Here is a 12452-nt window from a genome sequence, read left to right as displayed (position 1 = left end):
CGCCGCATGCGGATCGCGCGACGTCAGATGGATGTGCCCGCCGGCCGGCGCATCGACGCTGCCCGGCAGCGCCGCGTCGGCCAGCACCGGAGTCAGAGCGGTGCATATTCCCGCGCCGCGATTGCGCGGCAGCCGGCGTGCGACCTGCGTGATCGCGACCGCAGGTCGAACAGGGGCAGGCCATCAAGCGGCGGGCCAGCCGCATCCACCGGGCAACCGTCGCAACTGCGATGGGCCGGGGTCATCGCCCGGCCCATCGCATTGCTTGCTGAGCGGGCTTGCGCCGCGATCAGTATTTCTTTTCCAGATTGATCATCCAGGTCTGGTCGTTGTTGCTGTCGCCATCGGTGATGCCGCGGTACTCCAGACGCGTGGACAGGCCTTGCTCGGTCAGCAATGCCGCGCCGATACCGACCATCAACCGGTTGCGGTCGAACGCACTTTGCGCGGTGCGATAGAACGGCCCGCCGCTGAGATCGGCATAGCTCAGCGTGGCATCGCCACGGCCCTGGAAGTCGCGCTGATATTCCACGCGCAACTGCGGGGTCAGCCGGCCCCAGCGTACTTCGCGGCGCCACTCCAGGCGCAGGCCCAGGTTGCCGGTTGTGGTGGCCACATCCATGTCGGCATAGCGCAGTGCGAACGGCGCCACGCCATCTTCCGCATAGCCATCCAGCGTGGCACGTGCCACATCCACCCGCGCATACGGGGTGATCTGCACGTCGCCGCGCTGCAGGTCGGCACCGGTGGACAGCGAGGCGATCCACTGCTTGCCGTCGCGGTTGCCCTCGGCCAGCGAACTGTCGTCGGTGACGAAGCGGCGCAGATCGTAGGACAACATCTGGTAACCCACCAGGGTGTCGAAGAAGAACGCCTTGCCCGGGTGGAAGCTGGCATACAGCGCCATGGTGTACGCGGTGCCCTTGCTGCGGCTGCCGCGCGTGCCCACATCGCTGTCGTCGCGGCCCCAGCCCAGGCCCGCACCGATCGCCAGCGACTGCGCAACCCGGTAGTCGGCGCCGACGCTCAGGCCGTCGGTCTGGAAGTCCACCCCATTGCTGTTGGTCTGCCGGTTCAAGCTGCCCGAGCGGATCGCACCGCCGATCCACAAGCCCAGGTCGCCCTGGCCCTGCACACCTTCGCTGCTGCCCGCCGCCGCCGCTGCCGGCGCATCGCGGAGGTCGTTGTCGGCGTCCTGGGTGTCCGGGCTGCACGGCTGCGCAGTGATGCCGCGCTCGGCCTGGCGGCAATGCGAGGTGGGCTGGAAGCTCACCGCGTTGGTGAAGCTGCCACCACCACGGTGGGTGGCTTCCAGACGGCGCTGGAAGTTGTCGATCTGCGCACGGGCAAACCGCCGCGTGGACTCGGACTGCGCATCGATCAAGCCACGCACTTCCGCGTCCTGGCTCGGGTCGCGGCGCGGCGCGATGTTGAACACCACATTGGCCGGCACCGAGGTCGCGAAGGCGTTGGACAAGGTGAACTGCACCGTGGCCTGGCCGACGAATGCCGGGCTGGGGGTAAAGGTCAGCATGAAGCTCGGCGTTTCGGCCATTGCCGCCGCGGCCGGCGACGGGCCGCCGGAGGCGCGCGCCGCTGCGGCGGTGGCAGGTCCGCCAACTCGGGTGATGGTGGCAGTACCGGCCGAGGCCGGCAGCACCGCAACCACGGCCGCAGCCACAAACGGCCCGCCGGTGGCATTGCGGGTGATGTCCACCTGCTGCGCTTCGCCGGGCACCGCCTCCGCGGTCACCGACACCGCCACCGGCCGCGCATTGACTGTGATGGTCAGCGTGGTCGCTGCCGAGGTGCCGCCACTGCCGCTCGCGGTATAGCTCACCACATCGGTGCCGATGAATCCGGCGTTTGGCGTGTAGACCACATCCAAGCCATTGACCACGGCGCTGCCGTTGGTCGGCGCAGTGGTAATGGCAATCGCGGTGATCGTGCCGGTGTCGTTGCCGGTCACCGCCACCGTCACGGCGGTGCCGTCCATGGTCACGGCAGCGTCTGCCATCGCCACCGGCGCGGCGCTGCCCACGCTGACGCTGTAGGCCTGCGCCGCGCTGGCAGCACTGGCGTCGGTCACGGTGATGGTGAAGTTGCTGACGCCTTCGGCACTGGGCGTGCCAGACAGCGTGCCGTCGGCAGCCAGCGTCAACCCGGCCGGCAAGGTGCCGCTGGTCACGCTGAAACGGTAAGGCGCCACGCCGCCGGACACGGTCAATGTCTGGCTATATGCGGTGCCATTGACGGCCGGCGGCAGCGTGCCCTGCCCGATCACCAGCGTGGCCGCGCCGATGGTCAGTGCATAGCTGCGCGATGCCTGCGCGGCCGGGCTGGGCGTGCTGTCGGAGGCAGTGAGGGTGAAGTTGAACGTGCCCGCCACGGTTGGCGTACCGCTCAGCCCACCGGTGGCCGTGTCCAGCACCACGCCGGCCGGCAGCGCGCCGGCAGTCAGCGCATAGCTGTACGGGGCGGTGCCGCCGGTGGCCGGAGTGATTGCGGCGGTGTACGCCTGCCCGGCCGTGCCGGTCGGCAAGGTGGATGCAGGCAATACCAGGTTCGGGCCGGCCACGGTCAGTGCATACGCCTGCGTGCCGGTGAAGCTGTTGGCATCGGTCGCCTGCACGGTGAAGTTGAACGTGCCTTCCACCGTCGCCGTGCCCGACAGCGTGCCGTTGCTGGCCAGGGTCAGGCCCGCCGGCAGCACGCCACTGGCAATTGCATAGGTGTATGGCGCGGTACCACCACTGGCACTCAACGCCTGGCTGTACGCAGTGCCACGCGTGGCACCGGGCACCGTGGTCGGTGCGACCACGATCTGCGGGGCAGCGATGGTCAATGCATAGCTGCGCGAGGCCTGCGCAGCAGGGCTGGGCGTGCTGTCGGAGGCAGTGAGGGTGAAGTTGAAGGTGCCCGCCACGGTGGGTGTGCCGCTCAGCCCGCCGGTGGCCGTGTCCAGCACCACGCCGGCCGGCAGCGCGCCGGCAGTCAGCGCATAGCTGTACGGGGCGGTGCCGCCGGTGGCCGGAGTGATTGCGGCGGTGTACGCCTGCCCGGCCGTGCCGGTCGGCAAGGTGGAAGCCGGCAGCACCAGGTTCGGGCCGGCCACGGTCAGCGCATATGCCTGCGTGCCGGTGAAGCTGTTGGCATCGGTCGCCTGCACGGTGAAGTTGAACGTGCCTTCCACCGTCGCCGTGCCCGACAGCGTGCCGTTGCTGGCCAGGGTCAGGCCCGCCGGCAGCACGCCACTGACAATCGCGTAGGTGTACGGCGCGGTGCCGCCACTGGCGCTCAGTGCCTGGCTGTACGCAGTGCCACGCGTGGCACCGGGCACCGTGGTCGGTGCGACCACGACTTGCGGTGCAGCGATGCTCAGCGCATAGCTGCGCGAGGCCTGCGCAGCCGGGCTGGGCGTGCTGTCGGAGGCAGTGAGGGTGAAGTTGAAGGTGCCCGCCACGGTAGGTGTGCCGCTCAGCCCGCCGGTCGCCGCATCCAGCACCACGCCGGCCGGCAGCGCGCCGGCAGTCAGCGCATAGCTGTACGGGGCGGTGCCGCCGGTGGCCGGAGTGATTGCGGCGGAGTACGCCTGCCCGGCCGTGCCCGCAGGCAAGGTGGATGCAGGCAGCACCAGGTTCGGGCCGGCCACGGTCAGCGCGTATGCCTGCGTGCCGGTGAAGCTGTTGGCATCGGTCGCCTGCACGGTGAAGTTGAACGTGCCTTCCACCGTCGCCGTACCCGACAGCGTGCCGTTGCTGGCCAGGGTCAGGCCCGCCGGCAACACGCCACTGACAATCGCGTAGGTGTACGGCGCGGTACCGCCACTGGCGCTCAGTGCCTGGCTGTACGCAGTGCCACGCGTGGCACCCGGCACCGTGGTCGGTGCGACCACGATCTGCGGGGCAGCGATGGTCAATGCATAGCTGCGGCTGCCCTGCGACGGCGTTCCCGAGGTGCTGTCCGTGGCCGTCAGGGTGAAGTTGTAGGTCCCGGGGGCCGTGGGCGTGCCGCTCAGCGCACCGGTTGCACTATTGACCGTGATCCCGGCCGGCAGGACGCCGGCAGCCAGGGTGTAGGTATAGGGCGCGATGCCGCCGCTAGCCGGCGTGATGGCGGCCGAGTAGGCCTGACCGGCGGTTCCCGGTGCCAGCGTGGTGGCCGGCAGGTTCACGGCCGCGCCGGCAACCACCAGCGTGTAAGCGCGGCTTCCGGTGGTCGGCGCTCCGCTGTCGGTGGCGCTCACGGTGAAGTTGAAGCTGCCGCTGGCGGTCGGGGTGCCCGACAGTACGCCGCTGGCGTTCAGGGTCACCCCGGCCGGCAACGCACCGGCACTGAGCGCGAAGGTGTACGGGGCGGTACCACCGCTGGCCGACAGATTTTGCGTGTAGGCGGTGCCCGCCGTTGCCGCCGGCAGCGACGCCGGGGCGATGACTACCACGGCATCGTCGTTGTTGATGGTGCCGGTACCGGTGGCGCGGGCGATGGTGGCATTGGTGGCGCTGGACAGCACCACGCGATAGGTCTCGTTGGGCTCCACCGAAAGATCGCCGTTGACGGAAATCGCCACGGTCTGCGTGGTGGTTCCCGGGGCGAAGCTCAGCGTTCCCGAGCGGGCGGCGTAATCGCTGCCAGCCGTGGCGGTACCGTCGGCGGTAGCGTAATTGACCGTGACGGTCTGGCCGCTGGCCGTGCTCAGGCTCACCGTGAAGGTGGCCGTGGTGGTGCCGCTGTTGCCCTCGATCACGCTGACGTCGTCGATCGACAGCGCCGGCGCGGTGTCGTCGTTGACGATCGTGCCAAGGCCCTGCGCATCGGCCACATTGGCGCCGGTGACATTGCTGATGTTGACGAAGTAGGTTTCGTCCGGTTCGTTGAGGCTGTCGCCGTTGACCAGCACGCTGAAGGTGGCGCTGCTGCTGCCGGCGGGAATGGTCTGCCCGCTCAGGCTGGAAGCGACGTAATCCGACCCGGCGTTTGCGGTGCCATCGGCGGTGCTGATGTCGAAGCTGACGCCGCCGGCACCGGCCGGCTGGCTCAACGACACGGTGAAGGTGGCTGTCGTCGTACCGGCATTGCCCTCGTTCACCGAGACGTCGTTGATGCTCAGCGATGGCACATCGTCATTGAGGATGGTGCCGGTGGCGCTGTTGGGCGAACCCACCACATACCCACTGCCGGTGTTGAGGGTGATCACGACGGTTTCGTCAGGCTCCGACGTCGCGTCCGCATTGGGATCGATGACGATGCTGCCGCTGGTCAGCCCGGCCGGAATCACCAGCGGCGAGTTCACCGCCGCGAAGTCGGTGCCCGACGTTGCCGTGCCGCCGACGCTGAAGCCGATCGAGACGGCGGTTGCCGACGGCTGGGTGAGCGTCACGGTGTAGGTCAGGTTGGTGCCGCCATCCTCGGCCACGCTCGTAGGCGACACCGCGATCGAGGCGGTGGTGACGTCGTCATTGACGATGGTGGCCGTCGCGCTGGCCGGGCTGCCGGGCGAATAGCCGGTGCCGTTGGCGACGCTGAAGGTCACCGTCTCGTCCGGTTCCACCACGCTATCGGCGATCGGGGTGACGCTGAAGCTGGCGGAGGAGGCATTGGCCGGCACCACGACGCTGCTCACCGCACCGGAGTAGTCGGCGCCGCTGGTCGCGGTACCGCTCCGGGCCAGGTTCACCGTGGTCGCCGATGTGTTGGTCTGGCTCAACGTCACCGTGTAGACAAAGGCATCGCCGCTGTCCTCGCTGCGGTTGACCGGGCTGACCGCAATGCTGGCCGTGCGCGAGGGGTTAATGGTGATGTTGAAGGTGAGGACGTTCTCGTCCTCGTCGCGCAGGTAGAACGTATCGGAGGTCGCAGAATTCCCCCCATGCGTATAGGTGACCGTCTGGGTGCCGGGGCCACTCTGAAAGCTGAGCTGGATGCTGCCGTTGGCAGTGGAACCGCGGCCATTGGCATCCAGTGGATTGCGCGGGTCGTCGCCCATGCCGATGTTGGAGGGGCCATCACAATTGCTGACGTCGAACGTCACCGAACCGCTCTGATTGATCGTGGCGTTCTGGGTCGAACAATAGGCCGACGCCCCCTGTGCCCAGACCTGTCCGGGTAGCAGGAGCGCCAGGGCGCAGATCATCACGGCCACCATCCAGCGCATCAGCGCACCGGTGCCTGTTCCACGCCACTGCGGCTTGTTCACGTTCTACCCCTGATGAAGCGCCACCCCGGCGCCGGCACGGTCCTCGTGCCTGAAGGCAATGCCGCCCTAGAGAAGTCATCCCCTGGCATTGCGAGCGCATTGAAACAGGAACTGACTGCCAGTTAAAGAACAAAAAATTAATACTTCATTCCAGTTCTGGATTGTCCCGGCTTGTGGGACCCCGCCGCGGCGGGTATCTGTACGGCGACCCCCGACACATGTCGGCGGCGCACCTACGCAGGGAGAGCTGCATGAGCGAGTTTTTCATCGGCCAGGTCATGCTGACCGGTTTCCCCTTCGCGCCGAAATATTTCGCGCAATGCAATGGCCAGCTGCTGCCGGTCAATCAGAACCAGGCATTGTTCAGTCTGCTAGGCACCCGCTTTGGCGGCGATGGCAATACCACGTTCGCCCTGCCTGATCTGCGCGGTCGCACGCCGGTCGGGTACGCGCCGTCGGCCGACGCGAACTGGCAGCCGCCGGTTGCACCGATCGGTCAGGCGGGCGGCGCAGAGGCGGTGACCCTGCTGCCCGCCAACCTGCCCGCGCACAACCACCTGGTGGAATGCAGCAGCACCGGCGGCAACAACCGCACACCGACCGGCCGCGTGTTTGCCACCAATATGGCCACCTCGGGTGCCGCCACGCCGCTGTATGCCGCTCCCGGAACGACGGTTCCACTGGCGCCGGCAACGGTCGCGCCCGCTGGCGGTAATCAACCGCATCCGAATCTGCAGCCCTACACCACGATCAACTTCTGCATCGCGCTGTCGGGCATTTTCCCCTCGCGCGGCTAAGCGCGACCGCATTCGGGTGCGCCTGCACGCGCGGCGCCTCATCGACCAGGAAGGATCACATGGGCACTCCATTCATCGGCGAAATCCGCATGTTCGGCTTCGGCCGCACGCCTCAGGGCTGGCAGGCATGCGACGGCTCGCTGCTGCAGATCTCCGCATACGAACCGCTGTACGTGCTGCTGGGCACCTCGTATGGCGGCGATGGGCAAACGACCTTCGGGGTGCCGGATCTGCGCGGGCGCCTGCCGGTTCACCAGGGCCAGGGCCCTGGCCTGAGCAACTACGTGTTCGCCCAGAAGAGCGGTACCGAAACGGTGACCTTGACCGAGCCGCAGATGCCGGCGCACACCCATGTCGCACAGGTCACGACGGTGGCGGCAACCAGCCCCTCACCGGCCGGACTCCTGCCAGCGGCGGTCGGTGCCACGCTGTTCTATGCCAGCGACGTGACCGGGGCCACCGCGCTGGCGATGTCCACGCAGAGCACCTCGTTCACAGGGGGTAGCCAGCCGCACGACAACACGATGCCGACGCTGACGGTGCAGTACTGCATCGCCACCACGGGCATCTTTCCGCAGCAGTCCTGATCCACGGCGCCGCGCCGAGTCGGTCGCGGCCTGCATCGCTCCACCGGAGGAAATGCGCATGACCGAACCCTATTTCGGCGAAATCCAATTGTTTGCCTTCGATTACAACCCGTACGGTTGGGCGCTGTGCAACGGCGCAACCCTGCCGGTCATGCAGAACACCGCGCTGTTCTCGTTGCTGGGCGTGGCCTATGGCGGCAACGGCAGCACCACATTCCAGTTGCCGAACTTCTCCACCCGCGCCGGCTGCCAGCAGGGGGCGGCGCCGGGCCTGACGCCCCATGCGCTGGGCAATGCGTTCGGCTCCGCCTCGGTGAGCCTGTTGAGCACGCAGATGCCCAACCACGAGCACGGCTTCAATGCGTTCTCGCAAGCGGATCCGAGCAAGAAAAGCGGCACCCCGAGCAGCGGAGCCGCACTGTCGAACTTGAACAGCAACAGCGACCGGCCGTTCAACGCAGTCGCACCCGACCAGCAGTTTTCCCCGACCATGGTGCTGCCCGCCGGCAACGGCCAGGCGCACGAGAATCGGCAGCCCTATCTGGCCATGAACTTCTGCATCGCGCTGCAGGGCGATTACCCGGTGTTCGACTGAGGCCATGCCGCACCTGCGTCACAGGGTCGCGCCGATCGATCTGGAACCGCCTGCTGCACCGGGCGTGCCAGGCGGCGTGCTTCGGCCCGAGCGCGCCGCCGATCTGCCCTGGCTACGCGATCTGTACGCCAGTACGCGGCGCGAGGAACTGGCGCAGGTGCCGTGGGCAGAGCAGACCAAACGCGCGTTTCTGGACCAGCAATTCGCGTTGCAACGCGCCCATTACCTGCAGCATTTCGCCGGTGCCGACGTGTTGATCGTCCAGGTTGGGTCATTGCGTATCGGTCGCCTGTACCTGCACCGCACCACCACGCAACACACGCTGGTGGATATCAGCCTGCTGCCGGACTGGCGCGGCAAGGGCATTGGCTCGCACTTGATCGCCTACACACAGGCATCCGCCCGCGCTGCGGGGTGCGCCGTGTGCCTGCATGTGCTGCACGCCAATCCTGCCGCACAGCGGCTGTATGTTCGTCACGGCTTCATTGCCGGGTGCAGCACCCAGACGCATCTGCAGATGCACTGGACTCCCATGCTCAACTACTCAGCTGAGCGTGCTCAATTGAACACGGCCTGATACAGAAACCCGTCGCGTTCGCGCGCCACCGGCACCAGAAAGATGCCGATCTCGCCCAGGCGCGCGTGCCGCATCTGATAGGTCTGTTGCGGAAACAGAAAGGCCGAGCCATTACGAAACAGCAGCGAGAACGGCGCACGCTGCGCGTTGCGTGTGTCCTGCAATGGCCTCGCTTCCACCAGCACGAACGGTACCTCGCCCTCATTCAAGGAGGCAGCGAAGGTTTCGTTGACGCTGCCGGCGAAGTGTTCAAGCGTCAGCAACTCCATGGATGATTCCTTTCATGACGATGTGCACGGATCGTCGCGTGGTTCGCGCCGGCCCCACAAGATGGCGATGCCAACAACGCGACGCACTCGACACATCGGAGCGACGCGGCCGGCGCCATCGCAATGTGCACGTGGTATCCGACTGTGACGACACCGGGACCCCCAGGTTCTGAAACGCCGGCCGCCCATGCACTTACTCCCTACTGCAGCGTACGTTGGGCAGCCGTCGCATGCAGCGCAATCGTCCGTGCGTTGCGGGACACGCTGTTACGCAGATGGCGACATGGGCGGCCCCATGGCCTGCCGCATGAATGCGACAATACTGCACGCGGCGGTTCGGTTATGTTCAGCCGTGTGACAGTTACTCTATCGCGTTGGAATTCTGTTAAAGGCCTCGATGACGGCGTCCGCCTCTCCTGTCGTGCAACTGTCCGGTGTCCGCATCGATCGCGGCGGGCGGACGATCTTGCGCGACGTATCGCTCGACGTGCCACGCGGCAGCATCACCGCCGTGCTCGGTCCGTCCGGTAGCGGCAAGTCCACGCTGCTGGCGGCATTGACCGGCGAGCTGCGCCCGGTGGCCGGAACGGTCACCTTGTTCGGCAATGCCATTCCCACCGGCAGCCGGGCGCTGCTGGAGATGCGCCGCAATGTCGGCGTGCTGCTGCAGGGCAATGGGTTGCTGACCGACCTGAGCGTGGCCGACAACGTCGCCCTGCCGCTGCGCACGCATACGCGCCTGCCGGCGCCGGTGCTGCAACGCCTGGTGCAGATGAAGCTGCATGCGGTGGGCCTGCTGGCGGCGGCCGATGCCTGGCCGCGCGAGCTGTCTGGCGGCATGGCGCGGCGCGTGGCGCTGGCGCGTGCGCTGGCGCTGGACCCGCCGCTGATGATCTACGACGAGCCGCTGACCGGGCTGGACCCGATCGCCTCGGGTGTGATCATGAGCCTGATCCAGCGCCTCAACGACAGCCTGGGCCTGACCAGCATCATCGTCAGCCACCACGTGCACGAGACCCTGCCGATCAGCGACCAGGCCGTGGTCATTGCCAATGGCGGCATCGTGTTCGCCGGCACGCCCCAACACCTGCAGGACAGCACCGATCCGCTGGTGCAGCAGTTCCTGCACGGCCAGCCGGACGGCCCGATCGCCTTCGATGCCGCACCACGCCGCGACCGGAGCGCTGCCTGATGGCCTTTGCCGACTCCATTCGCGCCTTCGGCCGCGCCGGGCTGTTTTCACTCACGGTGCTGCGTGGCTCGCTGCCCACCCGCGACTTCGTCGCCGAGCTGGTGCGCGAGATCTACAAGGTCGGCGCGCGTTCGCTGCCGATCATTGCGGTGGGCGGTGCCTTCGTCGGGCTGGTGCTGACCCTGCAGGGCTACCGCACGCTCACCACCTACGGTGCATCGGATGCGTTGTCGACGCTGCTCGGTCTGTCGCTGTATCGCGAGCTGGCGCCGGTGCTGACCGCGCTGTTGTTCATCGGCCGCGCCGGTAGCTCGATCGCGGCCGAGCTCGGCCTGATGCGCGCCACCGACCAGATCAAGGCGCTGGAGCTGATGGCCATCGATCCGGTGGCCAAGGCGGTGGCGCCGCGCTTCTGGGCCGCAGTGCTCACGGTGCCGTTGCTGACCGGCGTGTTCTGTTCGCTGGCCATCACCGGTGGCTACTTTGAAGCCGTGCACGTGCTGGGTATCGACAACGGCACGTTCTGGTCGGGCCTGAGCAACAGCGTGGACTTCTGGGACGACTTCGGCGTGGCGATGCTCAAGTCGGCGATCTTCGGCGGCACCGCCGCGCTGGTGGCCGCCTACGTGGGCTTCCATGCCGAGCCGACCATCGAAGGCACCTCCATCGCCACCACCCGCGCGGTGGTGAATGCCTCGTTGCTGGTGCTGATGTTCAACTTCGTCCTTTCTGCAATGTTGTTTAGGTGAGATAGCCCATGGCCATGCGTGGACCACGACTCGAATTCGCCGTTGGCGCCTTTTTGCTGCTGACCCTGGCCTCGCTGCTGGTGCTGGCGGTGGCCTCGACCAACCAGCGCTGGGGCTTCGGTTCCAGCCAGTACACCCTCATCGCGCGCTTCAGCCAGATCGGCCAGCTGCGCGCGCAGGCGCCGGTGAAGATCGGCGGGGTGACCATCGGCAAGGTGGCCGACATCAGCCTGGATCCGACCAAGTTCGATTCGGTGGTGACGCTGTCGCTGGACACCAAATACAAGGACCTGCCCGCCGACACCTCGGCCGGCATCTTCACCAGCGGACTGCTCGGCGAGAGCTATATCGGTCTGCAGCCGGGCGGCGACCCGGAGACGCTCAAGCCGGGCGAAGAGATCGGCTTCACCCAGCCGGCGGTGGATCTGCTGCAGCTGGTCGGCAAGTACATGTTCAGTGGCGGCGGTGATAAATCCGCTGCAGACGGTCAGGCCGCCCCGCCTGCCCAGCCCGCTTCTCCCTCTACGGAACCGCACCAATGAAGACCACCCTGCTCTCTGCCATTCTGGCCTCGACCCTGCTGGTGTGCGCACCGGCCACCGTGCTGGCGCAGCCGGCCGCCGCCAGTGCGCCTGCGCAGGGCGCGGCCACCAAGACCGTCATCGACAGCAGCACCCGCATCCTGGGCACGCTGGAACAGCGCCGCGCCGAGTTCCGCAGCAACCCGGCCGCGCTGCGTCAGTACATCGACGGCGAATTGAACAAGGCCTTCGACCGCGACTACGCCGCGCGCCTGGTACTGGGCGTGCATGGCCGTGGCGCCTCCGATGCCGACATCAAGCTGTTCGCCGATGCGATGGCCGACAACCTGATGCAGCGCTACGGCACTGCCCTGCTCAACTTCGAAGGCAAGCCGACCTTCCGTGCCAAGTCGGAAAGCGCGCTGCCGGGCAACCGCGGCGTCAAGGTATCTACCGACCTGCTGCGCGCCGGCAACGACCCGACCCCGGTCGACTACCTGATGCGTAACGTGGGCGGCCAGTGGAAGATCTTCGACGTGATGATCGAAGGCATCTCCTACGTGCAGACCTTCAAGGGCCAGTTCGACGGTCCGCTGCGCGAAAAGGGCATTGCCAAGGTCGCCGCCGACCTGCGCAGCGGCAGCCTGCAGGTCGGTGCGGCACCGGCCAATGGCAAGTAACAGCTTCGTGCAACGCAACGGCGACACGCTGGTGGTCACCGGCGTGCTCGACCGTGCCGCGGTCACCGCGGCCTGGCCGCAGGCGGCCGCACAGCTCGATGGCGTGCGCACGCTGGACCTGTCGGGCGTGCAACGCCTGGACAGCGCCGGCGTGGCGATGCTGGCCGAACTGGCCGCGCGCGTGCGCGGCACCGGCACTGCGGCAGTGGTGGGCGAGGCGTCCGGTCTGGACGAATTGCGCGCCGCCTACCGCTTGTCTCCCACCCTCGAATTTCAGGCCTGAGCGCCA

General features: G+C 67.3%; 10 protein-coding genes and 2 pseudogenes. 9 read left to right on the top strand and 3 right to left on the bottom strand.

What is annotated here, in order from left to right:
* Nucleotides 1-289: 289 nt before the first annotated feature.
* Nucleotides 290-5128 (bottom strand): annotated as a pseudogene (locus XnspCFBP7698_RS17040) (putative Ig domain-containing protein); the annotation flags it as partial.
* A gap of 117 nt (nt 5129-5245) precedes the next feature.
* A pseudogene (locus tag XnspCFBP7698_RS21905) lies at nt 5246-5986 on the bottom strand (Calx-beta domain-containing protein); the annotation flags it as partial.
* Nucleotides 5987-6447: 461 nt separating this feature from the next.
* Here XnspCFBP7698_RS21905 and XnspCFBP7698_RS17035 point away from each other — a divergent pair.
* From XnspCFBP7698_RS17035 to XnspCFBP7698_RS17020, 4 genes are read left to right on the top strand one after another with little or no spacing between them, the layout of a single operon-like run.
* Complete coding sequence (locus XnspCFBP7698_RS17035) at nt 6448-6993, top strand: tail fiber protein (protein ID WP_104581548.1); 546 nt, start codon at nt 6448-6450, stop codon at nt 6991-6993.
* A 59-nt stretch (nt 6994-7052) separates the two neighbouring features.
* A complete protein-coding gene (locus XnspCFBP7698_RS17030) occupies nt 7053-7580 on the top strand; it encodes a tail fiber protein (protein WP_104581547.1) in 528 nt (175 codons plus the stop codon).
* A 58-nt stretch (nt 7581-7638) separates the two neighbouring features.
* Nucleotides 7639-8175, top strand: coding sequence for a tail fiber protein (locus tag XnspCFBP7698_RS17025; protein ID WP_104581563.1), 537 nt, complete (start codon nt 7639-7641; stop codon nt 8173-8175).
* 4 nt (nt 8176-8179) lie between these two features.
* Nucleotides 8180-8752: an N-acetyltransferase gene (locus XnspCFBP7698_RS17020; RefSeq protein ID WP_104581546.1), complete on the top strand. Its 573-nt coding sequence runs from the start codon at nt 8180-8182 to the stop codon at nt 8750-8752.
* Here the strand turns inward: XnspCFBP7698_RS17020 and XnspCFBP7698_RS17015 are convergent.
* Nucleotides 8734-9021 carry a hypothetical protein gene (locus tag XnspCFBP7698_RS17015; RefSeq protein ID WP_005991442.1) on the bottom strand — a complete coding sequence of 96 codons (288 nt, stop codon included), beginning with the start codon at nt 9019-9021 and terminating at the stop codon, nt 8734-8736. The two genes, XnspCFBP7698_RS17020 and XnspCFBP7698_RS17015, sit on opposite strands and share 19 nt — an antisense overlap.
* Nucleotides 9022-9418: 397 nt before the next feature.
* On the opposite strand from XnspCFBP7698_RS17015, the gene XnspCFBP7698_RS17010 reads away from it, so the two are divergent.
* From XnspCFBP7698_RS17010 to XnspCFBP7698_RS16990, 5 genes are read left to right on the top strand one after another with little or no spacing between them, the layout of a single operon-like run.
* Entirely contained in the window at nt 9419-10213 is a 795-nt protein-coding gene (locus XnspCFBP7698_RS17010; RefSeq protein WP_047696349.1) for an ATP-binding cassette domain-containing protein, read from the top strand.
* Nucleotides 10213-10962 carry an MlaE family lipid ABC transporter permease subunit gene (locus tag XnspCFBP7698_RS17005; RefSeq protein WP_039410615.1) on the top strand — a complete coding sequence of 250 codons (750 nt, stop codon included), beginning with the start codon at nt 10213-10215 and terminating at the stop codon, nt 10960-10962. Before XnspCFBP7698_RS17010 ends, XnspCFBP7698_RS17005 begins: the two co-directional genes overlap by 1 nt.
* 8 nt (nt 10963-10970) lie before the next feature.
* On the top strand, nt 10971-11504 hold the full coding sequence (gene mlaD, locus XnspCFBP7698_RS17000; RefSeq protein WP_005991436.1) for an outer membrane lipid asymmetry maintenance protein MlaD: 534 nt from the start codon (nt 10971-10973) through the stop codon (nt 11502-11504).
* Nucleotides 11501-12163 carry an ABC transporter substrate-binding protein gene (locus XnspCFBP7698_RS16995; RefSeq protein WP_039410610.1) on the top strand — a complete coding sequence of 221 codons (663 nt, stop codon included), beginning with the start codon at nt 11501-11503 and terminating at the stop codon, nt 12161-12163. Before mlaD ends, XnspCFBP7698_RS16995 begins: the two co-directional genes overlap by 4 nt.
* Nucleotides 12153-12446 carry an STAS domain-containing protein gene (locus XnspCFBP7698_RS16990; protein WP_104581545.1) on the top strand — a complete coding sequence of 98 codons (294 nt, stop codon included), beginning with the start codon at nt 12153-12155 and terminating at the stop codon, nt 12444-12446. The genes XnspCFBP7698_RS16995 and XnspCFBP7698_RS16990 overlap by 11 nt, the downstream gene beginning before the upstream one ends.
* The last annotated feature ends 6 nt before the right edge of the window (nt 12447-12452 follow it).

This window comes from Xanthomonas sp. CFBP 7698 (assembly GCF_003600855.1).
Taxonomy (GTDB): Bacteria; Pseudomonadota; Gammaproteobacteria; order Xanthomonadales; family Xanthomonadaceae; genus Xanthomonas; species Xanthomonas cannabis.
Note: the sequence above shows the minus strand (reverse complement) of the source record. Positions and strands in the feature narration are given on the sequence as shown.

What these genes read in the sequence shown, in the direction of transcription:
- XnspCFBP7698_RS16995 (WP_039410610.1), top strand. Translation starts at nt 11,501, where the DNA reads ATGAAGACCACCCTGCTCTCTGCCATTCTGGCCTCGACCCTGCTGGTG.
- XnspCFBP7698_RS17020 (WP_104581546.1), top strand. Translation starts at nt 8,180, where the DNA reads ATGCCGCACCTGCGTCACAGGGTCGCGCCGATCGATCTGGAACCGCCT.
- XnspCFBP7698_RS17010 (WP_047696349.1), top strand. Translation starts at nt 9,419, where the DNA reads ATGACGGCGTCCGCCTCTCCTGTCGTGCAACTGTCCGGTGTCCGCATC.
- XnspCFBP7698_RS17030 (WP_104581547.1), top strand. Translation starts at nt 7,053, where the DNA reads ATGGGCACTCCATTCATCGGCGAAATCCGCATGTTCGGCTTCGGCCGC.
- XnspCFBP7698_RS17015 (WP_005991442.1), bottom strand. Translation starts at nt 9,021, where the DNA reads ATGGAGTTGCTGACGCTTGAACACTTCGCCGGCAGCGTCAACGAAACC.
- mlaD (WP_005991436.1), top strand. Translation starts at nt 10,971, where the DNA reads ATGGCCATGCGTGGACCACGACTCGAATTCGCCGTTGGCGCCTTTTTG.
- XnspCFBP7698_RS17025 (WP_104581563.1), top strand. Translation starts at nt 7,639, where the DNA reads ATGACCGAACCCTATTTCGGCGAAATCCAATTGTTTGCCTTCGATTAC.
- XnspCFBP7698_RS17035 (WP_104581548.1), top strand. Translation starts at nt 6,448, where the DNA reads ATGAGCGAGTTTTTCATCGGCCAGGTCATGCTGACCGGTTTCCCCTTC.
- XnspCFBP7698_RS17005 (WP_039410615.1), top strand. Translation starts at nt 10,213, where the DNA reads ATGGCCTTTGCCGACTCCATTCGCGCCTTCGGCCGCGCCGGGCTGTTT.
- XnspCFBP7698_RS16990 (WP_104581545.1), top strand. Translation starts at nt 12,153, where the DNA reads ATGGCAAGTAACAGCTTCGTGCAACGCAACGGCGACACGCTGGTGGTC.